We start from the raw sequence: 24,155 nt of genomic DNA, 5'->3' as shown, positions 1-24,155 counted from the left end.
CTCTGTCTGTTGGGGGGGGGGGGGTTTTTTTTATAAACCCAAACAAAAACCGCGGCCCCCCCACCCCATTGGGGTTGGGGGGCCGCAGTGGTCGTTTGTGACGCTCGTCGACCAACGGATCAGAAAGCCGCTTCGTCGAGCTCCATCACGTCGTTGTCGATGTTCTCGACGACGCCGCGGACCGAGGTCAGCAGCGGCAGCATGTTCTTGGCGAAGAAGCTCGCAACCGCGACCTTGCCGTCGTAGAACGCCTTGTCGCCATCGGCGGCACCCTCGTCGAGTTTGGTCAGCGCGACCTCGGCCTGCTTGAGCAGCAGCCAGCCGATGAGCAGATCGCCGACGGCCATCAGGTAGCGCACCGAGCCGAGGCCGACCTTGTAGAGCTGCGTCGCGTCTTCCTGCGCACCCATGAGGTAGCCGGTCAGCGTTGCGGTCATCGACTGCACGTCCTCGAGCGCGGTCTTCAGCAGCGCACGCTCGGTCTTGAGGCGACCGTTGCCTGCCTCCGAGTCGATGAACGTCTGGATCTGCCCGGCGACGTGGGCGAGCGCCTGGCCCTTGTCGCGAATGATCTTGCGGAAGAAGAAGTCCTGCGCCTGGATGGCAGTGGTGCCCTCGTAGAGCGAGTCGATCTTCGAGTCGCGGATGTACTGCTCGACCGGGTAGTCCTGCAGGAAGCCGGAGCCGCCGTAGGTCTGCAGCGACTCGGTCAGCGTGCCGTAGGCGCGCTCGGAGCCGACGCCCTTGACGATCGGCAGGAGCAGGTCGTTGACGCGGTGAGCCATAGCGGCATCGGCGCCGGAGACGATCTGAGCCGCAGCCTCGTCCTGGTGCGACGCGGTGTAGAGGTACACGGCGCGCAGACCTTCGGCGTATGCCTTCTGGGTCATCAGCGCACGACGCACGTCAGGGTGATGCGTGATGGTCACGCGCGGAGCGGTCTTGTCGGTCATCTGGGTCATGTCTGCACCCTGGACGCGCTCCTTGGCGTAGTCGAGTGCGTTGAGGTAACCGGTCGACAGGGTCGAGATCGCCTTGGTGCCCACCATCATTCGAGCGTGCTCGATGACGTCGAACATCTGCGCAATGCCCTTGTGGACCTCGCCGACGAGCCAGCCCTTGGCGGGTACGCCGTGCTGACCGAATGTGACCTCACATGTGGCCGAGACCTTCAGGCCCATCTTGTGCTCGACGTTGGTGACGAAGACGCCGTTGCGCTCACCGAGCTCGCCGGTCTCGTGGTCGAAGTGGAACTTCGGAACGAAGAACAGCGACAGTCCCTTGGTGCCGGGACCCGCGCCCTCGGGGCGTGCGAGCACCAGGTGGAAGAGGTTCTCGGTCATGTCCTGATCGCCCGAGGTGATGAAGCGCTTCACACCGTCGATGTGCCAGGTGCCGTCTTCCTGCTCGGTGGCCTTGGTGCGGCCTGCGCCGACATCCGATCCGGCGTCGGGCTCGGTCAGCACCATGGTGGCGCCCCAGCCGCGCTCGGCGCAGATCTGTGCCCACTTCTTCTGCTCGTCGGTGCCATTGTCGTAGAAGATCTCCGAGAATCCTGCGCCTGCGGAGTACATGAACAGGGCGGGGTTGGCGCCGAGGATCATCTCGCCGAGCGCCCAGTACAGCGAACGCGGAGCGGGCATGCCGCCGAGGTCCTCGTGCAGACCCACCTTGTCCCAGCCGGCCTCGATGTAGGCGTTGTACGACTTCTTGAACGCCTCGGGGATCGTGACGCTGTGCGTCTCGGGGTCGAAGGTCGGGGGATTGCGGTCGCCCTCGGCGAACGAGTCGGCGATGACGCCCTCTGCCAGGTTCTTCACCTCGCGGAGCATGTCGACGGCGGTCTCGTGGTCGAGATCGCCGAACTCTCCGGATTCGAGGACCTTGTCGAGTTCGAACACGTCGAAGAGGTTGAACTGCAGGTCGCGCATGTTGCTCTTGTAATGACCCATTGCTGGTTCCTTCTACTAGACCTGGCATATAAGCCGCGGGCTGACGATCGTCGGGCGTGTCGAGGTGAGCGTCGGGAAAGTGCGTGGTTTTCAGGTTGACGCGGACACCAAGTTACTCGCCAGTAACCCCAGTTTACCGTGTGGTGCAACACCCTCACAACCTCAACGCGTGTGAGCGTGCTCGCAATTGCAAGCAGTGTGGGCGAAGATCTCGACGGCGGGCGGTCAGAGGCCTTCGCGCAGGTAGGACAGGTCGGCGGGGATGCCCTCCGCGGGTGTCTCGAGAATCAGCGGCGCATCGGCGACCCGGGCGACCTCGACGAGGACGTCGGGATCGATGTGACCCGACGCAAGATTCGCGTGGCGGTCGCGACCGGAGTCGAACTCGTCGCGTGAATTGTTCAGATGAACCAGGTCGATCCGGCCGGTGATGGCACGCACCCGCTCGACGAGGCCGACGAGGTCTTCGCCACCGGCCCACGCGTGGCAGGTATCCAGGCAGAATCCGGCCTGCTCGAAATCGCCGACCGCATCCCACAGTCGGTCGATGGCCTCGAGGGTCCTGGCCATGGCGTGATCGCCGCCCGCGGTGTTCTCGATCAGGATCGGCACGCCGAAGCCGCCCTTGTCCTGCTGACGGTCGAAAAGCTTGCGCCAGTTGGCAAATCCCTCGGCGGCGTCTTCGCCATCACGAAGGTGACCGCCATGTACGACGAGGCCGAAGGCCCCCAGTTCGGCTGCGGCGTCGGCTTGCTGTTCGACGGCCTTGCGCGATGGCATCCGGAGACGGTTGTTCAGACTCGCGACGTTGATCTGATAGCTCGAATGGACCACGACGTCGATGGGCGACTCGCGGATCTGCTGGGCCTCCGGATGTGGCTGCGGCTTCTTCCAGCTCTGCGGGTCGGTGACGAACATCTGGAAGACGTCGATCCCGAGTTCCTCTGCGGTCTCGAGTGGTGCGGCGTCTTCACGCAGGTGGGCTCCGATGCGCATGGCACCAACGATAGTGACCGGCTCCGACAGCAACGATAGTGACCGTCTCCGACGGCGATCGACTCCGGGAGGGCGACGTGTGGTCAGTCGCCGAGTCCTGGCTCGGTTTCGATCGTGATCGGCACGCCGCTGGCGATCAACAGCCGACACGGCGCCTCGGTGTCGCGGTAGAGATGCAGCCACTCGTGACCCGCGCCGTGTTCGTAGACCTTGTCCAGCGCGCGGTTGAGTCGAGCCTCCGCCTCCTTGGTGATCAGGTAGCGCTGATCGCCGTAGCGGAGAAAACGGTTGGGCATGAAACCTCCCGGCGCCTACTGCCACATCGCTGTGATGCGCATCACCAGTGTAGGAAGTCTTTGCTGTGTATGTGCCGTCAACGGGTGGCAAACACCCCGTAACCGTCCGGTGTTCACTAGGGTGACAAACAGTTAAGGATGGACGGCGTTCCATCGTGTTTGTCGAGCGCGACGCGTCAGCATCCGTTCGACCGATGGAATCAGGATTGACCGCTTGAGCGTAGAAGACGCGATACGGCCCTCGAGGCGAGACGCAGGCGACGACGACTCGGACGAGCCGGCGACGATGGGACCTGTCCTCGACGACGTCGCCGACGCAGCCGAACTCGAGGCTGAGCCGGAGAAGCGGCGGGACCTGACCCTCGTCCGACGCATCGCCATCCTGGCCTGGATCGCGTTCATGGGCTACGAGTTCTCTGTCTACGGCCTCGCCTTCGACCGCACGCGACTGATCGTCCTGCTCTGCCTCGGGCTGTTCGCGGCGAGTATCGGCCGACGTCGAGCAATCACTGTGCTCATCGACTGGGCGCCGTTCGCGCTGGTCCTGCTCCTCTATGACTGGACGCGCGACGTCGCCCGAATCGTCGACATGCCGACGCACTGGCACCTCGCCGCCGACGTCGACCATGCGATGTTCGGCGTGGTTCCGACCGTCTGGTTGCAGAGCCACCTGAAAGAGCCGTCGGCGCCGTGGTGGGAGATCATCACCAGCGTCGTCTACATGTCGTACTTTGTGGTGCCGTACGCCGTCGCCGCTGTGCTGTGGTTGCGCGACCGCTCGTCGTGGCGTCGCTTCGCGGCGTGCTTTGTTGCCGCGACGTTCCTCGGGCTTGTCGGCTACACGCTGGTGCCTGCAGCCCCGCCGTGGGCTGCTGCACGTTGCACGTCCGAGCAGGTCGTCGACGGCCCGCGTGATGCCGAGTGCATGACGACGCCTGAGGCGACGACGCCGGGAGGCATCCTCGGTCCGACCGATCCGCATCATCCCGGCGCACAGCCCTACGTCGAGCGCATCTCGGCGCGCGGCTGGGAGTACCTCAACATCCACGTGGCGTCGAATCTGATCGAAGTGGGACAGGGGAAAGCCAATCTCGTCGCGGCGATCCCATCGCTGCACGCGGGTCTGACCATGCTGCTCGCCCTGTTCATGTGGCCACGGGTGAAAGCGCTGGGAAAAACGCTGTTCATGGGGTACGCGTTCGCGATGGCGTTCACGCTCGTCTACACCGCGGAGCACTACGTCTTCGACGTGTTGCTCGGATGGGCACTCGCCGCGACCGTGATTGCCGTCTACACGCTGATCGACCGTCGATTCATCCTGCCGCGACAGCGACGGCGCGCCGAGCAGGACAGCGCTGAGTTGGAGAGCGCTGAGCGGGAGAGTGCCGGGCAGGACAGCGCTGAGCGGGAGAGTGCCGGGCAGGAGAGTGCGGCGGGCGCCTGAAAGCTCGCACGCCGGTAATCTGGTCGCCGTGGCCGCATCGCGTAGACGGGTGAGTGGTCGCCGACGTTTGGTACGACGCTTGGCGACGAGGCCCGCACGGCTTGGCTTCGCGGGTCTACTCGTGTTGGCCGTCGTCGTGATGCACGGTCTGGTCGGCCCGACTCATGCCGAGCTGCCCGCAGCGCCTCCCATGCACGCCGGCATGCAGATGGGGCCGTCGACAGGCGCTGACTCGCAGATGTCGTCGGGCGACCATTGCGCCGTCCTCGGTCATCACTGTCTGTCCCTGCGCGCCATCGACTTTCCCACGATCGAACCGGCGGTCGTCGGAGTGCTGGTGTTCGCCGCACTGCTACTCGCGCTGGCAACTGTGTGGATGCCCGCTGTTCGCAGGCTAGGCCGTCCGCCGCCGTGGGCGATCCGAGATCACCTGTGTCTGAACGTGATTCGCTGCTGATACGACGACTTCTGGTCCCGCTTGCACCGGGGCCGAGTTCAGCACGTCACAACAAGACAAGGAAACCATGATGTCCAGCAACACAATTCGTCGTACCCGCATGCTCGCTGCGTGCGCAGGTATCGCCGCGGTCGTCGGGATCGCGGGGTGTTCGACGTCCGACAGCGGGTCTGATAGTGCATCGTCGACCAGTACTGAGGCGAGCCGAAACGCCACGTCGTCGCAGAGTGCGTCGGCCGACTCGACCAAGCACAACGCCGCCGACGTGACGTTCAACCAGATGATGATCCCGCACCATCAGCAGGCCATCGCAATGGCAGATCTCGTGCCGTCGCGCACCGAGAACACCGCCGTTCGTGAGTTGGCGACACAGATCAAGAACGCTCAACAACCCGAGATCGACCAGATGACACAGAGATTGGCGTCGTGGGGAGTCTCTACCGCTCCCGACTCACAAGGTACCGAGAATCAGGGGTCCATGGATCACGGCACTATGGACCACGGTTCGATGGATATGGGTAACGGTGGCGGGGGCATGGGCATGATGTCTGCTCAGGAGATGACCGCCATGGAGAACGCGCGCGGCCAGGAGTTCGACACACTGTGGCTGAAGGGAATGATCGCGCATCACCAGGGAGCGATCGACATGGCCAAGACCGAGCTGGCCAACGGGATCGACCCGGCGTCGCGAGCGCTCGCCGAGCAGATCACCACGTCGCAGCAAGCCGAGATCGACCGCATGCGCTCGATGCTCGGGCAGTGAGTTCGACGGCCGGATCGCGACTGGTCCGGTGCTGATCCGGCACTGATCCGGCCTTGAGATGAGCCGACGGTCGGTGGGCGCCCCAGCTCGCCGGCCGTCGCGCTCACTCGCGCCTGCGCTCAGTCCCAGTCCGCGCTCAATCCCGCAGCTGTCAATCCCGCCGCAGCGGCAACCGCATCAAGTAGACCTGGTAGCCCACCGAGACCGAGTACGTGAAGTACAGCGTGCTGCCCTGCGACCACGGATGGATGAAGGGTGCGTACCCGGTCAGCGGATTGTTCATCGGCACGACCAACTCGCCGGACGTCCACGGGCCGACCGGATCGTCTGCGGTACGCATCACCACGCCGTTGTCGCTCTGGCCGAGCGAGATGAACTTACCGAGATAGCTGTTGTAGGCCACCGACATCTCGCCGGTCGGTGCGGGCATGACGGGGGTGGCCGCCGAAGGATTGCCTCGTGCCCAGTTTCCGTACGAGAAGTAGTCGTAGGCACCGAGGTTCTCGATGTCCTTGGCTTTCACCCGTGCGAGGTACACCGCCCCGAAGCGGCCGTCGGGGGTCCCGTAGGTGTAGACGGTGTCGCCGACCTTGAGGAACGCGGCCATCTGGAACTTCTTGTTTCCACCGCCGTTGGGTCGGAAGGCGTTGAGCGCGCGCCAGTTGTTGCCGTTGTCGTCCGACACGACGAGTCCCGACCAATTCGTGTACCAGACCCCCGGCTGTCCCCAGTGCTTGACCGACATCACGCTCATGTACTGCTTGCCGTTCGCGGCGACACCCGCGGTCGGGATGATCGTGATCTCCTTGCGCAGATCGGGCTTCAGGAGTCGCTTGGCCTGCCTGGGTGGACCTGCGTGGCCGGTGAAGGTCATGCCGTCGGAGAGGTTGCGATCGGTGCTGCGCAGCAGGGCGTTGGACTGCCAGTACCAGAGCTGCCCGTAGAGCAACGACCACCCGTTGAACGTCTGGGTGTCGCCGAACGCGGCGAGGATTTCTCCATTGCCGTTGTCCCACATGGTGCCGAGGTCGGTGCCGTAGATGTTGTAGCGGCCGGGGGTGTCGTTGATGGAACCCGGTCCGGTCAGGCGCGCGACCATGGTCGCCTCACCTGCGGCGTAGGTGGCAGCCGACGCCGCGGGAGCCATTACCGTACCGATGGTCACCGTCGTCGCAGCGACTGCGACGACCGCCGCGATGACCTTCCTTCGCGCCGCCACGCGCACCTTCCGACCACGCCAGCCCACTGCCATGGCGTGACCTTATCAAGACCTAACGGTTACCTCGCGCCGTAGTGCGCGGTTCTCACCGATTAGTGGACAATCACGCCTCACGATATCGATCAGTGAGATCGATGCTGGTGAAATCGATCTCCGCGGCAGCGTTGTTGACCGCGGTGACAATCCCCATTCCGAACATTCCGTGCGAATCAAACAATCCAGCAGTACCGATGGAAATGCCGTCACTCTCGAGGTGGCTGTCGGCTTCGACGCCCATCCAGTCGCCCTGCGGAAGGCGTGCGAGTTCGACGCTGAGGTCGCAGTTGATGAAGCCGATACCGCTCGACCCCCAGTTCGTGACAAGACTCGTCGACTCCGCAGCGGTCACGGCCTTCACGAATGAGGTCGCCGGTTCGCCGTCGATCGCGGGCAGCGGATGCGACCAGAGCCGTTTGCGCCCGCCGTTCTGGTGCGCGCCCATATCCGTGTTCCAGGCGCTGTTCGACGCTCCCGGGATCCCGCCGGATTCCGACGCGTCGGTCGCATCTCGATCGGGTGTGCCTGCATCTGGGGCACCTTGATCGGGGGCACCTCGATCGGGGGCATCTCGATCGGGGGCATCGGACGAGAAGCGAGACATGAGATCGGTGTCGGGGATGGGATCGGTCGGCGGTCGAAACGTGACGGCCCCGTCGGGCCGCTGCCACCGTGTGCCCGGGGGATTCACCGACGTACGGAGGAACACGGTCGTCGCCCGCGCCACGACGACTTCATCGGCACCAGCCGTATCCGAGTCGGAGATATTCGGGGACTCACTTTGCACGACGTCGAGCTCGGCGACCCGGATTCGACGACCCGCGCGGACGAGTCGGCCACGGGTGAATGTCGGCACTTCCCGTGCCACCTTGAACATGTCGATGGTGAAACGCGCCGGCCGAAAGCCGTCCTCGCCGAACTGCTGCTCGACGCGATGCGCGGCGAGCGCACACACCGCGGGCCCGTTGAGAGTGCCCGTCGCCCACAGGCTCAACGCGTACGACGTGGGCGTCACGACGCCGCTGTCGGATGACGCTGTCGAGCTGTACGAGGTAAAAAATGCGCTAGTTTTCGACACGAATCACTTTTACCCGCACGTGCACACTCGCACGAAACCGCCCCGGGGCACCGCGCTTTCACTCACTTGCGTCCGAATCGCGTCAGAACGCCCGCCGCGGGGATAAGGTGAGCGCATGACCTTTGCGCCATATGCAAAACAGATCCCCGACGAATTGATCGGCTCCATTCGGAGCGCCATGATCGTGACATCGATCATCGGCATCGTGCTCGGCGTCATTGCGGTTGCGTGGCCTTCGGCGACGGTAGTGGTGCTCGCAGTTCTCTTCGGTATCGCGCTCATCGTTGCGGGTCTTTTCCGCATCTACGTGGCGTTCTCGGCAAAGGTCCTCGGAACGGGCTGGCGCATTCTCACCGGAATTCTGGGCCTATTGGTTCTGATCATGGGCATCATCGCCCTGTTCAGTCCCGCGAATGCGGTCTGGTTTCTCGCGCTCTTCATCGGTTTCGCGTGGCTTTTCGACGGTATCGGCGATCTGGTCACCGCGTTCTCGAAGACCGCGCACGCCCCGACGTGGTACCTCATCCTCACCGGCGTGATCTCGATCCTGGCGGGCCTCGTGCTGCTGATCGGATCGTCGCTGTGGGCGCTGAGTGTGCTGGTGTGGGTCGCGGGAATCTTCCTCATCGTGATCTCGGTTGTCACGCTGTTCAACCTTCCCAAGAAGGTCTCCGACCAGTCGGCGGTCTGACCGTCCCTCCTGTCCTCACGCGGTGGCTTCCTGGCAACGGGAGCCACCGCTTTTCGTTGGACGGCCGGTCTTCGTCTGAGTCGTGCTGCCGCTCAGTCGTGCCAGGGCGCGATCGGGTTGCCCTGCCAACGGGTGTGCGCGGGCACCACGTCGCCACGCATGACCAACGACGCCGGGCCGACGGTCGCCGATTCGCCGAGCCCCGACGCCGGTAGCGCGACGCAGTGGGGTCCGAGCGTCGCACCGTCGGCGAGGACTACGCGGTCGATGGCCATGACCCGATCGTGGAACAGGTGCGTCTGTACGACGCAGCCGCGCTCGACGGTTGCGCCCGCGCCCAGCGACACGAGGTCGGCCTCAGGGAGCCAATAGGTTTCGCACCACACGCCCTTGCCGATCTGTGCGCCGAGGAGCCGGAGCCACAGATTGAGAATTGGGGTTCCGGTCGCGGCGTTGGCAAACCACGGTGCCGCAACCGTTTCGACGAAGGCGTCGGAAAGCTCGTTGCGCCACACGAAAGAACTCCACAGCGGATGTTCGGAGACCTCGATACGTCCGACGACGGCCCACTTCGCCGCTGCCGCAATGCAGCACGCGATGGCGCCGCACAACACCAACAGCAAACCGCTGACCAGACCGGCGATGACGTAGTTCGCCTGCTGGGCGATGTACTGCAGGCTCAACAGCATGAAGATGCCGAGCCCGAACGAGATCATCACCGGGATCAATCGCAGCGTCTCGATCACTGCGCGTGCGACTTTGAGGCGCATGGGCGGGTCGAACGTCCTCGACGTGTCGGTTTCCGCGGCGGTGCGTCGAAGTCGAATCGGCGGACTACCAAGCCAACTCGACCCCGACTTCGCTCGGTCGGGAGCGGCGGACAGCACTGCGACGAGACCGTTCTTGGGCACTTTGCGGCCGGGCGCGGCCATTCCGGAGTTGCCGAGGAACGAGCGTTTGCCGATCTTGACGTCGTCGATGTGCATCCAGCCACCGCCGAGCTCGTACGAGGCGACCATGGTGTCGTCGGCGAGGAACGCGCCGTCGGCGATGGTCGTGAATTTCGGCAGCACGAGGGCCGTCGAAATCTCGGTTCCCTTACCGACTTTCGCGCCGAGGATGCGGAACCACCACGGTGTCAGCAGCCCGGCATAGAGGGGGAACAGGTAGGTGCGGGCGGAGTCGAGCAGTCGCTCGGTCATCCACACCTGCCACCCTGTGCGGGAACGCACGGGGTGATAGCCCTTTTCCAGACCGAGTGACATCGCGCGCACGAGGACCGCGGTGATCGCTGCGAACACCGCGAGGCTCACGATGGCCGCGGCGGGTAGCAGGATCAGCGAACGGATTGCGACGTCGCGGAGCCGGTCGGCGTGCAGCGCCCATGTCCCGATGACGAGTAGGCCGACTCCCAGCGAGATCAGGGGGATGGCGGCGAGAACCATCGAGGAGAGTCCGTAGACGGGCACCCAGAAACTTGCGCGACGGGGACGGTGATCGGGCCACGAATGCGTCGCCTTACCGATCTTCACAGCGGGCGACCCGGCCCACTGCTGCCCGGCCTTGACCCGACCGAACACCGCGGAACCCGGACCCACCTCGGCGTCTTTGCCGACGACGGCGCCGGGAGCCAGCGTCGATCGTGCACCGATCGTCGCACCGCGTTTGATCACGATCTCGCCGATGTGGACGAGGTCGCCGTCGATCCACCAGCCGGCGACGTCGACCTCTGGTTCGACGGACGCGCCGTCGCCGATGGTCAGTTTTCCGGTGACCGGCGGGATCGTGTGCAGGTCGACGCCGCGCCCCACGGACGAGCCCAGCGCGCGTGCCAGATAAATCATCCACGGCGCACCCGACAGATTGGCGGCGCCACTGGCGACAAGGAGTCGCTCGGCGACCCAGAGTCGGATATGCACGTTGCCGCCGCGGGGATAGGTACCCGACTCGACGCCGCCGAGCAGGATGCGTGATCCGATCGCAGCGATGACCATCCGACCGGGCGGGGTGATGAAGACCAGGAACGCGACGAGCACGACCCACCAGTTGACCTCGACGAGCCAGGGCACCGAGACGTCGAGCCTGCGGGCGGCCCACGCACCCACGTTGTTGACGACGCCGAGCCACGTCGCCCACTGCAGTCCGGTCAGCGTCGACAGCGGCACCGACAGGAGCAGCTGCGCGAAACCGGTGGCTGCGGGTGTCGGTTTCACCTCACGCGGGTCGACGACCTCCGCGGCCGCGGTCTCGCCGAGGAACTCCGCGAGTGAGCCCAACCGCGGATGGTCGTAGAGGTCGGCGACAGTGATTTCCGGGTAGCGCTCGCGCACGGCCGTCACCAATTGCGCAGCGGCGAGCGAGCCGCCGCCCTCGGCGAAGAAGTCGGTCTCGGCACTGGTCACGGTTGCGCCGAGGACATCGGTCCACCGCGCGGCCAGCCACGCTTCGGTGCCGCTGAGGTCGCTTGCGTCCTCGTCGTCGGAATTGTCGGTGCCCGGTAGCGGCCACGGCAGGGCGTCGCGGTCGACCTTGCCCGACGTTCTGGTCGGCAGTTCGTCGACGAGCGCGAGTCTCGGGATCATCGGTGCGGGAAGTTGTTCTGCGAGAAGGCGATGCGCGTTCGCGACGTCGAACTCGGGGTCGGGGGAGACGAGGTATCCGACAAGCAGACTGTTGCCCGCGGCCGTCTTTCGCACCGCTGTTGCCGCGCCGCTCACCCCGGGAAGGTGTTGGAGTGCGTTGTCGATCTCGCCCAACTCGATTCGCCTGCCGCCGACCTTGACCTGATCGTCGGCGCGGCCGCCGAATACCAGACCCTCACGGTCGAGGCGTACCAGATCGCCACTGCGATAGGCGCGCTCCCAGCCGAGAGTGGGCATGGGAGCGTACTTTTCGGCATCCTTGGCCGGGTCGAGATAGTGCGCAAGGCCGACGCCACCGATGATCAGCTCACCGGTTTCGCCTTCGGCAACGGGCAGTCCGTCTGCTCCGACGACGGCGAGATCCCATCCGGGTAGGGGCAGACCGATACGGATTGGACCCGGTCCGCCCAGCAACGCTGCACACGCGACGACCGTCGCCTCGGTGGGACCGTAGGTGTTCCACACCTCGCGGCCCTCGACGGCGAGTCGGTCGGCGAGTTCGGGCGGACACGCCTCGCCACCGAAGATCAACAGCCGGACGGCTTCGAGTGCCTCCGGTGGCCAGAGTGATGCGAGGGTCGGCACCGTCGAGACGACTGTGATGTCGCGGGCGACGAGCCACGGTCCGAGGTCCATGCCGCTGCGCACCAGCGACCGAGGCGCGGGAACGAGACACGCACCGTGACGCCACGCGAGCCACATCTCCTCGCACGAGGCGTCGAAGGCCACTGATAGGCCCGCGAGTACGCGGTCGCCCGGGCCGAGTGGTTCGTCGCGGCAGAACATCGTCGCCTCGGCGTCGACGAATGCGGCGGCGTTGCGATGCGTGACCGCGACGCCTTTGGGAGTTCCGGTCGATCCCGACGTGAAGATGATCCACGCGTCGTCGCCTGGGGTCGGGCGGTTGGCGTCCGGCGAGTCGGCTGTCGATGTTGCGCCGGTGGATACCGAGTCGGGAGTAGTCGAGTCGGGAGTAGTCGAGTCGGGAGTAGTCGAGTCGGGAGTACTTGCGTCCGGGGAGGAAACGGTGAGGGACGTGGCGGCTGGGTCGGGCGATGCGCCGTCAGTGACGTGTATCCCGTCGGCGTCGGCGATCGCGTCGACCTTCGCTTCGCCGAACACGAGAGTTGCGCGTTCTTCCGGGTCGTCGGCGTCGACCGGAACGTAGGCGGCTCCGGCGTAGAGCACCGACAGGATCGCGGTGTAGAGATCGCGTGAACCGGACGGCATCCGGATGCCGACCCGCGAACCACGGCGTACCCCGAGTTGCGCCAACCGCGCCGCGCCGCGTCGTACTACCGCACTGAGCTGCGAATATGTCAGGATTTGGTCGCCGTCGTCGATGGCGGGAGCGTCGGGATGCCGTGCGGTGGTGGCATCGAGGATGTCGCACAGCGTGCGCGCAGGCGCCGCCTTGGCCGACAGCAGAAACTCGGCGGGGATGGAGTGTGGCAACCCGAGTGGACTCGGATCCGTCTCGATCACGCCGGGTACCGCCGATACGCGAGAGCGAATGTTGACCCTGATGCGGATGCGTGCGCATCACATGGTGTCGCTGACATGGCTGCTGTGGAGTGTCCTAGCTCTCTGATTCGCGCGGCTGGTGAAATGGCGCTCGGAACTCGCGGCGCGAGACTGTCGGTCTTCCGAAACGGGTGTAGCTTCACATTCATCGGTTCCGAACACACTGTAGGTAATTGCCGGGTAGGTATTGGCACTGTAGGTGGTCGCACTGTGGGAAAGCCCCTCGTGGGAAGACTCTGTGCAGGAATACTAGCCAGGGGATTCCGGGCCGTGGTTGCCGTCGACGCCGCCACACGATTCTGATCGCGCATCACTTTCTCGCGGTTGGGTTGGGGTGAGGAGAAACAGCATGCCAATTGTGCATCACCGAAAGGCGAGTGCGCTCTCGTACCCACTGTGGTTTGCGACTCGCGCACTCTTGAAACCGACGCTCGCGCTGTGGCCGCTGAACCGGCCGGGGATGGCGGGGCTCTTCTTGATCGACCGCCTGTTCGCCGGCGCGCCCGAACCGCGGCACGTCGTTCGCGAGCGGATGGAACTCGCGGGCCGTCCCACCGAGGTGGTCATGCCGAGCGGACCGTCACGACGCGACGCCGACACCGCCATCCTCTATCTGCACGGCGGCGCATTCGTCGTCGGTGGTCTCGGTACGCATCGCTCTATCGTCGGTCGACTCGCGAAGGCGTGCGCACTGCCGGTCTTCTCGCTCGAGTACCGCCAGCTACCGAAGGTGGGTGTCGGGACGTCGGTCGACGACGCCGTGGCCGCCTACCGCGAACTGCTCAGTGAGTGGGGATATCGACGGTTGATCGTCGCGGGCGACTCCGCGGGTGGGTTCCTCGCCATGAAGGTCGCCGAGGGCGCGCACACTGCCGGTCTTCCGACGCCTGCTGCCCTCATCGGGTTCTCTCCGCTGCTCGACCTCGATCTGGGCACCAACCCCGATCGCAGCAGCCGCTCCGACGCCTATCTGCCGATGGGCAAGATGGCGCGGCTCGTCCCGCTGCTCAACAGGGGGCCGATTCCACTGCGCGGTGCTCGTCGCGCCGCCGACATCGACGCCGAGGCGTTCCCACCGACCGTGATGATCACGGCTGAGAACGAGATGCTCGAAACCGACGTGATCGAGCTGGTGGAACGGCTCGATGAGGCCGGTGTCGACGCCGTCGCGCACAGTTATGCGTGGCAGGTGCACGCGTTTCCGGTCATGAACGCCCGTCACGCCGAGACGCTGCACGCCGTCGAGACGACCGCCGCCTTCACCACGCAGGCGGTCCGCGACGCCAAGGCCGCCGACGACCGCGACGCCAAGGCGGCCGGCTGAGCCGAGCCCGGCTGGTCGAGCTGAGCCCGCTGGTCGAGCTGAGCCCGCTGGTTGAACCGCTTGCCGCCGGTTGAGCCACTCGCCGCGGCTGGTTGAATCGCTCGCCGCCGGTTGAGCCACTCGTCGCCGGTTGAGCCCGGCGCGAGCGAAGCGAGCACCGGAGTCGAAACCACTCCGCCCCACGTCGAGCGCCCAACCTCGTGGTCGTCGACATGGCGCGGCGTCGAACTGCCATAGTGGAGTGGCGCGGCAGACATCCCGCGCGGCGTCGACAAACAGGTGGTGGACAACGGTGAGTGCGACTGGGTCACATTCGACTGGGGCAAGTAGGACCAAGACGGTCGGAGAGCTCTTCGGCTTTGACAGACTGATCGACGACCAGGAGCGGGCGATCGTCGACACCGTCCGCGACTTCGGCACCAAACGTCTGCGCCCCCACGTCGGCCAGTGGTTCGAGGACGGCACCCTCCCTGTTCGAGACCTCGCCCGTGAGTTCGGCAAGCTCGGCCTGTTCGGGATGCACCTCGAGGGCTACGGCTGCGCTGGAACGTCGGCAACCGAGTACGGACTCGCGTGCCTGGAGGTCGAGGCCGTCGACTCCGGTCTGCGTAGCTTCATGTCGGTGCAGGGATCGCTCGCGATGTACGCAATCCGTGCCTTCGGCAGCGACGAACAGCGCGAAGAATGGCTGCCCAAGATGGCTGCGGGCGAGGCAATCGGCTGCTTCGGCCTGACCGAGCCCGACTTCGGCTCCAACCCGGCGGGCATGCGGACCGTAGCGAAGCGCGACGGAGACGACTGGGTCATCAACGGCTCCAAGATGTGGATCACCAACGGCAGCGTCGCCGACGTCGCGATCGTCTGGGCGCGCACCGATCTCGAAGAGGGCTCGCGCGGAGTGCGTGGATTCGTCGTCCCGACGGATACCCGCGGATTCCGGTCGATGGTGGTCAAGCACAAGCTGTCGCTGCGGGCGTCGATCACGGCCGAACTGTCCTTCGAGGACATGCGGTTGCCCGCGTCGGCGATGCTCCCGGGCGTGACCGGCCTCAAGGGTCCGCTGAGTTGTTTGAACGAGGCGCGGTTCGGCATTGTCTTCGGTGCGGTCGGCGCCGCGCGCGACTGTCTGGAGAGCGCGCTCTCTTACACTGCCGACCGCGAGGTCTTCGACAAGCCGTTGTCGGGATACCAGATCAGCCAGACCAAGATCGCAGACATGGCGCTCGAGGTGGGCAAGGCATTCCTGCTCGCCATCCAGCTGGGGCGCATCAAGGACGAGAGCAAGATCGCACCCGAGCAGATCAGCCTCGGCAAACTCAACAACGTCCGCGAAGCCATCGCTGTCGCCCGCGAATGTCGAACCCTGTTGGGCGCCAACGGCATCACACTCGAGTACCCGGTGATGCGGCACGCCAACAACCTCGAATCCGTGCTCACCTACGAAGGCACGAGCGAAATGCACCAACTGATGATCGGCAAAGCGCTGACCGGACAGGACGCCTTCCGGTGACCAATCCCCAGTTCCAGCGCGCCGCACAGGGTTTCTCGCGCGGCATGGTGATCTTCGGCTCCGTCGTGCTGATGGTGTGCGTCGCGCTGCTCGTCGTCAACTGGTGGAGCAACCACCAGTGGCTGTGGGTGGTACTCGGTATCGCGATCATCGTCGTGAACATCGCGATGGTTGGGTTGACGTTCCGCAAAGCCAAACTCGCCCCGCCCATTCCGGACCGCGACGACGACGAGGACTAGCCGCCGATCAGCCCGGCTCCGCCCCCGCTCACCCCGCTAGTTGAGTAGGTCCGCCCCTCCCGCTGAAGGTCCGCCGATTCCGCTGGTCGAGCAGCCCGCCCACCCCGCTGGTTGAGCAGCCCGCGAGCGTAGCGAGCAGCCGCGTCGAAACCACTACGCGCTCAACGTCTCCGGGCAGCACTCCGCCTGCTGCTCGGAGCTCCCGTCGGCGAACTGCGTGCGGTAGAGCTGCGCGTATCTTCCGTTGGCCGCCAACAGTGTTCGGTGATCACCACGTTCGACGACGCGCCCCGCTTCGATCACCACGATCTGGTCGGCGGCGCGGATCGTCGACAACCGGTGCGCAATGACGATCGACGTGCGCCCCTCCAGTGCCTCTGCCAAGGCTTCCTGAACTGCGGCTTCCGACGTCGAGTCCAGGTGTGCGGTCGCTTCGTCGAGGATCACCACGGCGGGTTGCGCCAACAGAAGTCGGGCGATGGTCATGCGTTGACGTTCGCCGCCCGACAGTCGATACCCGCGTTCGCCGACGATCGTGTCGAGGCCGTCGGGCAGACTCGCGACCAGTTCGTCGAGGCGTGCGCGTCGCAGTGCGTCCCAGATCGCATCGTCGGATGCATCGGGTTGAGCCAGAACGAGATTCGCGCGGACGGTGTCATGGAACAGATGTCCGTCTTGGGTCACCAATCCGACACTCCGGTGCACCGATTCGCTGCGCAGATCTCGCACGTCGACGCCGTTGAGGCGGATGGCGCCCTCGTCGACGTCATACAGGCGGGTGGCCAGACTCGCGATCGTCGACTTGCCCGCGCCGGAACTCCCCACCAGCGCGACCATCGAGCCCGCCGGGACGTCGATGTCGACGTCGTGCAGCACCTGGGTCCCACCCCGACTGTCCAATTGCGCAACCTCTTCCAGCGAGGCCAGCGAGACCTTGTCGGCCGAGGGATAGCCGAAGGAGACGTGGTCGAATCGCACGCTCACACCGTCGTCGGCGTCGGGGACGTCGGTGGCGTCGGGCTTGTCGTCGATCAGGGGTGCGAGGTCGAGTACCTCGAACACCCGCTCAAAACTGACCAGCGCACTCATGATTTCGACTCGCGCGTTGGCCAGCGCCGTGAGTGGCGCATACATGCGGGTCAACAAAAGTGCCAGTGCCACAACGGCTCCCGCGGAGAGATGTTGATGCACCGCAAGCCAGCCACCGAGTCCGTAGACGAGCGCGAGAGCCAACGCCGACACCAATGTCAGTGCGGTGATGAACACACCCTGCAGCATGGCTCGTCGCACACCGATGTCACGGACTCTGTCGGCGCGCGTGGCGAATTCACGACTCTCCAACGTCGGACTGCCGAATAGCTTCACCAGCGTCGCGCCCGGTGCCGAGAAGCGTTCCGTCATCTGCGTCGACATCCGCGCGTTGTGCTCGGCGGCCTCATGGGACAGGGTGGCCATCCGTCGAGCCATGCGTCGTGCGGGAATCACGAAGACAGGCAACAGAACCAACGCCAACAGTGTGATCTGCCAGCTGATCGCGAACATCACGCCGAGCGTCAACGCCAACGTCACAATATTGGACACCACACCCGAAAGAGTGTCGCTGAACGCACGTTGCGCGCCGATGACGTCGTTGTTGAGTCGACTCACCAGCGCGCCGGTTCGGGTACGAGTGAAGAACGCGACGGGCATCTTCTGGACGTGGTCGAAGACCGAGCGGCGCAGATCCAGGATCAGCCCCTCGCCGATGTGCGCCGACAACCAGCGCGTGCCGATTCCCGCGGCCGCCTCGGCGACGGCGATCAGCGCGATCAACACCGCGAGTCCGACGATCGTTCCGCCCGACCCGCCCTCGCTGATGAGGTTGACCACGCGCCCGGCCAGAATCGGGGTCACGACGGTCAGCACCGCGGTGCACACCGACAGCGCGAGGAACACGCCGATACGGGCGCGGTGTGGGCGCGCGAAGGTCATGATGCGGCGCAAGGTGCTGCGTCGGTCACCGCGCAGCCGCTTGCGCGACGGCGAGTTCGACGACTTGTACATCATGTCCCAGGCGACGGACTGCATACTCATGACGTCCAGAGTAGAAGCTCAAGTTAGGTTTAAGTCCAGCCGAGCGTTGCGCTCATAGCGGACGAGCCCCGGCATCCGCATGACCCGAGCCTCTGGACTCATACCCACAGCGATGTCATACCCACACGCGAGAATGTGAGTCATGGCCAAGATTTATCCGATCGACGACTGGGACTCGATGCTCGCGTGGGTCGCCGAGTCCCTCGACGATCAGCCGCCCGGTCTCGAGTTCAGTCTCGGGCCCAAAGATGTCCGGTTGGCCGATGACTGGGACGAGTTGGAGGCTGAAGTCGAAGAGGACGATCTCGACATCGACGACGAGGTCGACTTCGCCGCGCCAGACGCCGTCTGTGTGCAGGTCTACGTCCTGACTGACGGCATCTTTCTGGTGCGGAGGTCACGCACCGCGCTGCGGACACTGCGCTTCGTCGACCACGACGCGTCGACGATGCCCATCGACATCTGGCAGGACGACGATCCGTTCGACGATTGCACCGACGGCTACCTCTACACCCGCGACCGGCTACTCGCCGCAGAGGCGTGCATCAGTTGGTTCCGTGACAACTACGAGGCGCCTGATCGGGCCGACCTCGGCTGTCACTACAGCTACGCCGTCGAACTTCCCCGCGGGCGATCCGCCGACGCGATCACCCCGTGAGCCGCGTGCTGAGCCAGCCCGCGACGTCACTGCGCGCCACCGCGGCCGTCGACGTCGAGTGGTGCGTGAAGCCGTGTGGCGACGCGGGGTACACACGTAGCTCGACCTCGTTTCCCGCATCCGCGAGCCGCGTCGCCATGGCGCGGTTGTCGTCGACGAGGATGTCGTCGGAGCCGACGACGAGCAACGCCGGCGGTAGGTCGTGGAGGTCGCCGAAGATCGGCGAGATGTCGGGTGGCGTCCGATCGTCGACGTGGCCGAGGTAGGCGCCGAGGAAGTACTCGTCGGCGATCAGTCTGCCCGCGCGCGTCGTCGCGCTCAGGTCGTAGGTGCCGAACTGCAGTGCAGCGCCGCAGAATCGATGTGCAAGTCCGGCGTCACGCAGGCGAAGCAGAGTGGTCATCGCCAGTGTCGAGCCCGCCGAGAAGCCCATGAGTGCCAGTCGGTCAGTGCCGAATTTCTCTGGCGCGTGATCGATCAGCCACTGAGCGGCGATTTCACAACCATCGGGCGCTGCGGGCCAAGGGGTTTCGGGAGCAAGGCGGTAGTCGACGCCGATGACCGCGACGCCGAGGGCATCGGCAAGCTCACGATTCCACATGTCGTCGTAGGCAGCCGCTCCGAAGTAGAAGCCTCCGCCGTGCAGACTCAGGATCGCTCCGCGCGGCGGCTCGGTCGGCGTGATCACTCGCACCGGCACCGACTGTCCCGCGAATTCGGCGATGAGGTCGACGGCTTCCGGGTCGCGCGGTGCAGGATGCGCCGCGCGCTGCTCGCGAAGCCGATGAACCTCGACGTCGCTCTGGGGCCCACGCTTCGTGCGGCGCGGGTCGAGTTGTGTGGGATCCACGGGTACAAAAATGTACCCCTGGATCCCACGCAACTGTCGGACCTGTTCCCTGAGTACGTTGGATCACATAGACGGTCGTCGGCAGTGAGGTGAAGGCATGGCACAGCAACTCAAGCTCGGATACAAGGCCTCGGCGGAGCAGTTCGCGCCCCGCGAGCTGGTGGAGATCGCCGTGGCGGCCGAGGAACACGGCATGGACTCGGTCGCCGTCAGCGACCATTTCCAGCCGTGGCGCCACAACGGCGGCCACGCGCCGTTCTCCTTGTCGTGGATGGCTGCGGTCGGCGAGCGCACCAAGCGCGTACAGATCGGCACGTCGGTCCTGACCCCGACCTTCCGCTACAACCCCGCCGTCATCGCGCAGGCGTTCGCGACGATGGGCTGCCTCTATCCCGACCGCATCATGCTCGGCGTCGGCACCGGCGAGGCGCTCAACGAGTACGCCACCGGATTCCAGGGCGAATGGCCCGACTTCAAGGAGCGCTTCGCTCGTCTCCGTGAGGCCATCAAGCTCATGCGCGAGCTGTGGACCGGTGAGGAGGTGACCTTCGAGGGGGAGTACTACCACACCAAGGGCGCCTACATGTACGACCTGCCCGAGCATCAGATCCCGGTCTACGTGGCCGCGGGCGGACCGGTCGTCGCACGGTATGCGGGCCGCTCTGGCGACGGCTTCATCTGCACGTCCGGCAAGGGTCCCGAGCTCTACACCGAGAAGCTCATTCCGGCCGTTCGTGAGGGTGCGGAGAAGGTCGACCGGAACTTCGCCGAGATCGACCGCATGATCGAGATCAAGATTTCGTACGACCCCGATCCGCAACTCGCACTGGAGAATTGCCGCTTCTGGGCGCCGCTGTCGCTGACCGCCGACCAGAAGAACAGCGTCAACAGCTCGACCGAGATGGAACGCCTTGCCGACGAACTGCCCATCGAGCAGGTCGCCAAGCGGTGGATCGTCGCATCCGACCCCGACGAGGCCGTCGAAAAGGTCAGGTTCTACACCGACGCCGGACTCAACCACCTGGTCTTCCACGCGCCGGGCCACGATCAGCAGCGCTTCCTCGACAACTTCGAGAAGGATCTCGCCCCGCGGCTGCGCAAGTTGTCCGTCGCCGACTGAGTCGAGCCCAGCGAACCCAGCGCAGAAAACCACGCGCCCTGGGCTGTTGACCTGTACCGGTACACGTCGACTGCCCAGGGCGTGTACTTTTCTGCGGAACCCCGGGGCCCGCGCCTCACGCCCCGACCAGCGTGCCGTGTGTGCGCCGAGCCTGCTTCCGCACCAGTTCGACGACGCGGTCGGCGGCGCGGTGCTCGCGAATACTGTGGCGGCGTCGAATCGAAATCGCCCGGCGCGGAGTCGGTTCGGCGATCGGCACCACGCGGACCGAGTCCGGAACGTCGACAAGCGCCAGCGCCGGCACCACGGTGAGCCCGACCCCGGCGGCGACGAAGTTGATCGCGGTCAGGTAGTCGTGCGTCTCCACACCGAAGCACGGGCTGAAACCCGCTGCGGTGCAGGCACGAAGTAGTGCTTCGCGGCAGGGGCCGCGCGCGATGTCGTTGTCGATCCAGACCTCGTCGGCCAACTCGCGCAGCAACACGTGATCCCTTGTTGCATAAGGGGAGTCGGGTGTGACCACCGCGTGGTAGGCATCCGAGACGAGTGGCATGACGTCGAAATCGTTCAACGACGAGCTGCCGATCACGGCTGTGGGGTCGTCGATGCCGATCTCCACATCCGGCGGCGCGACGAGGGGGTCGGTGATCTCGAGGAGTCGAAGGTCGAGTCGCAGCGCAGGGAATTCTCGGCGGATCTGCGCGACGACCGTCGGCATCCATTCCGCACCCGCGGACCCGAAGTAGGTGACGCGCAGCGTGCCCGCCCGCCCCTGCCGTAGATCGGCGACGAGCCCCTCGAGCCGCGCGAAGTGGTCGAAGATGCCCTCGGACTCCGCCGCCAACGTTCGTCCCGCCTCGGTGGCGACGATGCCCCGGCCGTCGCGCTCGACCAGCGCGAGTCCGGTCTCGCGCTGCAGCGTCGCCAGGTGCTGGCTCACCGCGGAAGGCGTGTACCCGAGAGCCGACGCTGCGCCACCGACGGAGCCCTCCGCAACGACAGCTCGGAACACTCGCAGACGATGTGGATCGATCACGCCCGTGAATATACAGCGGTACTCAAGAGTCGTGTAGAAATATGAACTTGTCCTGAATTGTCCTCGGGCAGATCATTGATGGCATGACGCGCCGAACCCCCGATCTCGCCACCGTCGCAGCCACGGTCACCGTGCTCCTGTGGGCGTCGGCCTTCATCGCCATCCGGTCGGCGGGCGCATCGTTCTCGCCCGGTGCGCTGGCATTCGGTCGACTGGCGACAGCTGTGGTCGCGCTCGTGCCGATCGTGGTGATCCTGCGACGCCGCAACGGCCTCGGGCGCGGACTCCCGCCGCTGCCGCGCGGCCGTGGCCTGGTGCTGGTAATCGTGTACGGCGTCGCGTGGTTCGCGCTCTACACCGTGACGCTCGACTGGGCCGAACAGCATCTCGACGCCGGCACGGCGGCTCTGCTGGTCAACTTCGCGCCGATCCTCGTCGCGGTGTTCGCAGGACTGTTCCTCGGCGAGGGGTTCTCGCGCCGACTCCTCATCGGCATCGGGGTGGCATTCGCAGGCGTCGTGCTGATCACGGTCGGAGGGTCGGGGCCACACGCGGATTGGCTGGGCATCGCGCTCGGACTGGCCGCAGCCGTTCTCTACGCGAGTGGCGTGCTGGTGCAGAAGGTCGCGCTGACGCACATCGACGGCCTGTCGGCAACATTCTGGGGAGTCATGGTCGGCGCGCTCGCGACCCTGCCGTTCGCTCCCGCCGCGGTGCGGGAGGTTGCCGCGGCACCCGCCTCCGACATCACCGCGATGGTTTTCCTCGGCGTCGGACCGACCGCGATCGCGTTCACCACCTGGGCGTACGCGCTGTCACGCTCGAGCGCGGGCGCAATGGCAGCGACAACGCTCGTCGTGCCCGCCCTGGTGATCGTGCTGTCGTGGCTGCTACTCGGCGAGGTTCCGACCCCGCTGCGGATCGTCGGAGGTGTGCTCTGCCTCGCGGGCGTGGCGATGACACGCGGGTTGATCCGCCTGCCGATGCGCAGAGCGCGCGCCTCAGCCCTGAGAGTCTCGCGCGGACCCGCCGTCTCGAGTGGGCCCGTCGAGAGTCAGTTGCAGGAATGCAAGGTCGAGCCATGATCCGAACTTCGTCCCGACCTGTGGCAACAATCCGACGCGTGTGAAGCCCAACCGCTCGTGAATCCGGATCGATCCTTCGTTGGCGGCGTCGATGGCAGCGACCATCACGTGGAATCCGTCGGCACGTGCACGGTCGATCAGCGCACGCATCAGCGCCTGCCCGGTGCCCTTTCCGCGCTGATCCGATCGCACGTACACCGAATGTTCGACGGTGTGCCGATACCCGTCGTGCGGCCGCCACGGCCCGTAGGTGGCGTAGCCGACGACCTGCCCATCCGTCGACGACTCCTCGACCGCGACCAGCACCGGAAACCCTGCATCCTGGCGCTGCGTCAGCCACGCCAGCCGGTTCGCGTCGTCGACGATCTGTTCGTTCCAGATCGCCGTGGTGTTCTCGACGGCGTCGTTGTAGATGGGCGTGATGCCGGGGACGTCCCTTGCGCGCGCGTCACGAATCTCCATGGGCGCCGAGCCTAGGGCATGGGTCCGCGTGAGTACGCATACGACCTCGCGCACTTCACCGCGCAGCGAAAGTGACCGGTACCCTGCGCCGACGTCTGCCCGATTCGCTAACTTTCAAGCATGGAATCGGATCGTCTTGTCGATGTGGGCGTCGGGCTGGTGTCGCGCTTCGGCGCGAAGGCGCTCAGCCTGACGTCTGTGGCCCGTCACGCCGGCGTGGCTCGGGCGACGGCTTACCGCATGTTCGGCGGACGTGACGCGCTCGTCGCTGCCATGCTCGACCGCGAGATCGCGCTGCTGCGCGTGAAACTACGCGAATGGTCCGACACCGCCCCCGACGCCGCGGGCAAGGTGCGGGCACAGGTGCTCGGCGTGCTGCCCCACATCCGCGAGCATGAGGCGCTGCAGTACGTCCTCCGTCAGGAACCGGAGGAGATCGTGCGCGCGCTGGTCGCGACCAACGACGACAACGGACCCGACCTGATCGAGAAGATCGTCGACGCCACGCTGCCCGACGTCGCGCCCCAGGTGCAGGCCGAACTGTCGCCCGATGCGCGCGGCGCCGCCGAGTTCATGGTCCGCATCATCTACTCGCTGATGCTGGTTCCCGACAGCAGCCTCACCGATGAACAGATCGCCGACCTGATCGTTCGGGCAATCGTCACCTGACCGGGCCACCTCACCCGCGACGCTCAGTGGT

Annotated in this window: 21 protein-coding genes; 11 read left to right on the top strand and 10 right to left on the bottom strand. The window is 65.5% G+C overall.

Features of this window, described 5'->3' with window-relative positions:
- Positions 1 to 119: 119 nt before the first annotated feature.
- From A5766_RS17885 to A5766_RS17875, 3 genes are all read right to left on the bottom strand, one after another.
- The gene (locus tag A5766_RS17885; protein ID WP_005209041.1) at positions 120 to 1,952 is read right to left on the bottom strand and encodes an acyl-CoA dehydrogenase; all 1,833 of its coding nucleotides are present in this window, start codon (positions 1,950 to 1,952) and stop codon (positions 120 to 122) included.
- 225 nt (positions 1,953 to 2,177) lie between these two features.
- Complete coding sequence (locus A5766_RS17880) at positions 2,178 to 2,948, bottom strand: deoxyribonuclease IV (RefSeq protein WP_039856997.1); 771 nt, start codon at positions 2,946 to 2,948, stop codon at positions 2,178 to 2,180.
- Positions 2,949 to 3,031: 83 nt separating this feature from the next.
- Positions 3,032 to 3,244, bottom strand: a complete 213-nt coding sequence (locus A5766_RS17875; protein WP_005209045.1) for a hypothetical protein — start codon at positions 3,242 to 3,244, stop codon at positions 3,032 to 3,034.
- Between the two features lie 286 nt (positions 3,245 to 3,530).
- On the opposite strand from A5766_RS17875, the gene A5766_RS17870 reads away from it, so the two are divergent.
- The 3 genes from A5766_RS17870 to A5766_RS17860 all read left to right on the top strand — a co-directional run bounded on the left by A5766_RS17870 (position 3,531) and on the right by A5766_RS17860 (position 5,908).
- Complete coding sequence (locus A5766_RS17870; protein ID WP_005209047.1) at positions 3,531 to 4,688, top strand: phosphatase PAP2 family protein; 1,158 nt, start codon at positions 3,531 to 3,533, stop codon at positions 4,686 to 4,688.
- Positions 4,689 to 4,716: 28 nt separating this feature from the next.
- A complete protein-coding gene (locus tag A5766_RS17865) occupies positions 4,717 to 5,145 on the top strand; it encodes a hypothetical protein (RefSeq protein ID WP_231894710.1) in 429 nt (142 codons plus the stop codon).
- 67 nt (positions 5,146 to 5,212) lie between these two features.
- Positions 5,213 to 5,908 carry a DUF305 domain-containing protein gene (locus A5766_RS17860; RefSeq protein WP_005209052.1) on the top strand — a complete coding sequence of 232 codons (696 nt, stop codon included), beginning with the start codon at positions 5,213 to 5,215 and terminating at the stop codon, positions 5,906 to 5,908.
- A gap of 151 nt (positions 5,909 to 6,059) precedes the next feature.
- Here the strand turns inward: A5766_RS17860 and A5766_RS17855 are convergent, their stop codons facing one another.
- Both A5766_RS17855 and A5766_RS17850 read right to left on the bottom strand, forming a co-directional pair.
- A complete protein-coding gene (locus A5766_RS17855; protein WP_005209054.1) occupies positions 6,060 to 7,160 on the bottom strand; it encodes a DUF4185 domain-containing protein in 1,101 nt (366 codons plus the stop codon).
- 70 nt (positions 7,161 to 7,230) lie between these two features.
- Positions 7,231 to 8,178 carry an acyl-CoA thioesterase domain-containing protein gene (locus A5766_RS17850; RefSeq protein ID WP_005209056.1) on the bottom strand — a complete coding sequence of 316 codons (948 nt, stop codon included), beginning with the start codon at positions 8,176 to 8,178 and terminating at the stop codon, positions 7,231 to 7,233.
- A gap of 178 nt (positions 8,179 to 8,356) precedes the next feature.
- Between A5766_RS17850 and A5766_RS17845 the strand changes: the two genes are divergently transcribed.
- Positions 8,357 to 8,932 carry an HdeD family acid-resistance protein gene (locus A5766_RS17845; RefSeq protein ID WP_064905755.1) on the top strand — a complete coding sequence of 192 codons (576 nt, stop codon included), beginning with the start codon at positions 8,357 to 8,359 and terminating at the stop codon, positions 8,930 to 8,932.
- Positions 8,933 to 9,024: 92 nt separating this feature from the next.
- Here A5766_RS17845 and A5766_RS17840 read toward each other — a convergent pair whose 3' ends face one another.
- On the bottom strand, positions 9,025 to 13,059 hold the full coding sequence (locus A5766_RS17840; RefSeq protein ID WP_197501535.1) for a Pls/PosA family non-ribosomal peptide synthetase: 4,035 nt from the start codon (positions 13,057 to 13,059) through the stop codon (positions 9,025 to 9,027).
- A gap of 388 nt (positions 13,060 to 13,447) precedes the next feature.
- Here A5766_RS17840 and A5766_RS17835 point away from each other — a divergent pair, with 388 nt between their 5' ends.
- The 3 genes from A5766_RS17835 to A5766_RS17825 all read left to right on the top strand — a co-directional run bounded on the left by A5766_RS17835 (position 13,448) and on the right by A5766_RS17825 (position 16,171).
- Entirely contained in the window at positions 13,448 to 14,422 is a 975-nt protein-coding gene (locus A5766_RS17835) for an alpha/beta hydrolase (RefSeq protein ID WP_064861613.1), read from the top strand.
- A gap of 292 nt (positions 14,423 to 14,714) precedes the next feature.
- Positions 14,715 to 15,932 (top strand): acyl-CoA dehydrogenase family protein, encoded by a 1,218-nt coding sequence (locus tag A5766_RS17830; protein WP_064905753.1) that lies wholly within the window; start codon positions 14,715 to 14,717, stop codon positions 15,930 to 15,932.
- Complete coding sequence (locus tag A5766_RS17825; protein ID WP_005209066.1) at positions 15,929 to 16,171, top strand: hypothetical protein; 243 nt, start codon at positions 15,929 to 15,931, stop codon at positions 16,169 to 16,171. The genes A5766_RS17830 and A5766_RS17825 overlap by 4 nt, the downstream gene beginning before the upstream one ends.
- A 153-nt stretch (positions 16,172 to 16,324) precedes the next feature.
- Here the strand turns inward: A5766_RS17825 and A5766_RS17820 are convergent, their stop codons facing one another.
- The gene (locus A5766_RS17820; protein ID WP_064905751.1) at positions 16,325 to 18,244 is read right to left on the bottom strand and encodes an ABC transporter ATP-binding protein; all 1,920 of its coding nucleotides are present in this window, start codon (positions 18,242 to 18,244) and stop codon (positions 16,325 to 16,327) included.
- A 142-nt stretch (positions 18,245 to 18,386) separates the two neighbouring features.
- On the opposite strand from A5766_RS17820, the gene A5766_RS17815 reads away from it, so the two are divergent.
- Positions 18,387 to 18,902, top strand: coding sequence for a hypothetical protein (locus A5766_RS17815; RefSeq protein WP_064861616.1), 516 nt, complete (start codon positions 18,387 to 18,389; stop codon positions 18,900 to 18,902).
- Here A5766_RS17815 and A5766_RS17810 read toward each other — a convergent pair.
- Positions 18,892 to 19,752 carry an alpha/beta hydrolase gene (locus A5766_RS17810; RefSeq protein WP_082933528.1) on the bottom strand — a complete coding sequence of 287 codons (861 nt, stop codon included), beginning with the start codon at positions 19,750 to 19,752 and terminating at the stop codon, positions 18,892 to 18,894. The genes A5766_RS17815 and A5766_RS17810 overlap by 11 nt on opposite strands.
- A 97-nt stretch (positions 19,753 to 19,849) precedes the next feature.
- Here A5766_RS17810 and fgd point away from each other — a divergent pair, with 97 nt between their 5' ends.
- A complete protein-coding gene (gene fgd, locus A5766_RS17805) occupies positions 19,850 to 20,872 on the top strand; it encodes a glucose-6-phosphate dehydrogenase (coenzyme-F420) (protein WP_064861618.1) in 1,023 nt (340 codons plus the stop codon).
- 115 nt (positions 20,873 to 20,987) lie between these two features.
- Here fgd and A5766_RS17800 read toward each other — a convergent pair whose 3' ends face one another.
- A complete protein-coding gene (locus A5766_RS17800) occupies positions 20,988 to 21,908 on the bottom strand; it encodes a LysR family transcriptional regulator (protein WP_064905750.1) in 921 nt (306 codons plus the stop codon).
- 83 nt (positions 21,909 to 21,991) lie between these two features.
- Here A5766_RS17800 and A5766_RS17795 point away from each other — a divergent pair, with 83 nt between their 5' ends.
- Complete coding sequence (locus A5766_RS17795; RefSeq protein WP_197501532.1) at positions 21,992 to 22,993, top strand: DMT family transporter; 1,002 nt, start codon at positions 21,992 to 21,994, stop codon at positions 22,991 to 22,993.
- On the opposite strand, the gene A5766_RS17790 is transcribed toward A5766_RS17795, so the two are convergent.
- On the bottom strand, positions 22,910 to 23,455 hold the full coding sequence (locus A5766_RS17790) for a GNAT family N-acetyltransferase (RefSeq protein ID WP_064905746.1): 546 nt from the start codon (positions 23,453 to 23,455) through the stop codon (positions 22,910 to 22,912). The two genes, A5766_RS17795 and A5766_RS17790, sit on opposite strands and share 84 nt — an antisense overlap.
- 120 nt (positions 23,456 to 23,575) lie before the next feature.
- Between A5766_RS17790 and A5766_RS17785 the strand changes: the two genes are divergently transcribed.
- Positions 23,576 to 24,124: a TetR/AcrR family transcriptional regulator gene (locus A5766_RS17785; protein ID WP_064861622.1), complete on the top strand. Its 549-nt coding sequence runs from the start codon at positions 23,576 to 23,578 to the stop codon at positions 24,122 to 24,124.
- The last annotated feature ends 31 nt before the right edge of the window (positions 24,125 to 24,155 follow it).

Origin of the sequence: Gordonia sp. 852002-51296_SCH5728562-b, assembly GCF_001665475.1 — a bacterium.
GTDB lineage: Bacteria > Actinomycetota > Actinomycetes > Mycobacteriales > Mycobacteriaceae > Gordonia > Gordonia sputi.
Note: the sequence above shows the minus strand (reverse complement) of the source record. Positions and strands in the feature narration are given on the sequence as shown.

Excerpts from the sequence above, each read along its gene's own strand:
- A5766_RS17875 (WP_005209045.1), bottom strand. The coding sequence starts at position 3,244 with ATGCCCAACCGTTTTCTCCGCTACGGCGATCAGCGCTACCTGATCACC.
- fgd (WP_064861618.1), top strand. The coding sequence starts at position 19,850 with ATGGCACAGCAACTCAAGCTCGGATACAAGGCCTCGGCGGAGCAGTTC.
- A5766_RS17795 (WP_197501532.1), top strand. The coding sequence starts at position 21,992 with ATGACGCGCCGAACCCCCGATCTCGCCACCGTCGCAGCCACGGTCACC.
- A5766_RS17880 (WP_039856997.1), bottom strand. The coding sequence starts at position 2,948 with ATGCGCATCGGAGCCCACCTGCGTGAAGACGCCGCACCACTCGAGACC.
- A5766_RS17855 (WP_005209054.1), bottom strand. The coding sequence starts at position 7,160 with ATGGCAGTGGGCTGGCGTGGTCGGAAGGTGCGCGTGGCGGCGCGAAGG.
- A5766_RS17790 (WP_064905746.1), bottom strand. The coding sequence starts at position 23,455 with ATGGAGATTCGTGACGCGCGCGCAAGGGACGTCCCCGGCATCACGCCC.
- A5766_RS17785 (WP_064861622.1), top strand. The coding sequence starts at position 23,576 with ATGGAATCGGATCGTCTTGTCGATGTGGGCGTCGGGCTGGTGTCGCGC.
- A5766_RS17835 (WP_064861613.1), top strand. The coding sequence starts at position 13,448 with ATGCCAATTGTGCATCACCGAAAGGCGAGTGCGCTCTCGTACCCACTG.
- A5766_RS17870 (WP_005209047.1), top strand. The coding sequence starts at position 3,531 with ATGGGACCTGTCCTCGACGACGTCGCCGACGCAGCCGAACTCGAGGCT.
- A5766_RS17845 (WP_064905755.1), top strand. The coding sequence starts at position 8,357 with ATGACCTTTGCGCCATATGCAAAACAGATCCCCGACGAATTGATCGGC.
- A5766_RS17885 (WP_005209041.1), bottom strand. The coding sequence starts at position 1,952 with ATGGGTCATTACAAGAGCAACATGCGCGACCTGCAGTTCAACCTCTTC.
- A5766_RS17860 (WP_005209052.1), top strand. The coding sequence starts at position 5,213 with ATGATGTCCAGCAACACAATTCGTCGTACCCGCATGCTCGCTGCGTGC.
- A5766_RS17820 (WP_064905751.1), bottom strand. The coding sequence starts at position 18,244 with ATGAGTATGCAGTCCGTCGCCTGGGACATGATGTACAAGTCGTCGAAC.
- A5766_RS17815 (WP_064861616.1), top strand. The coding sequence starts at position 18,387 with ATGGCCAAGATTTATCCGATCGACGACTGGGACTCGATGCTCGCGTGG.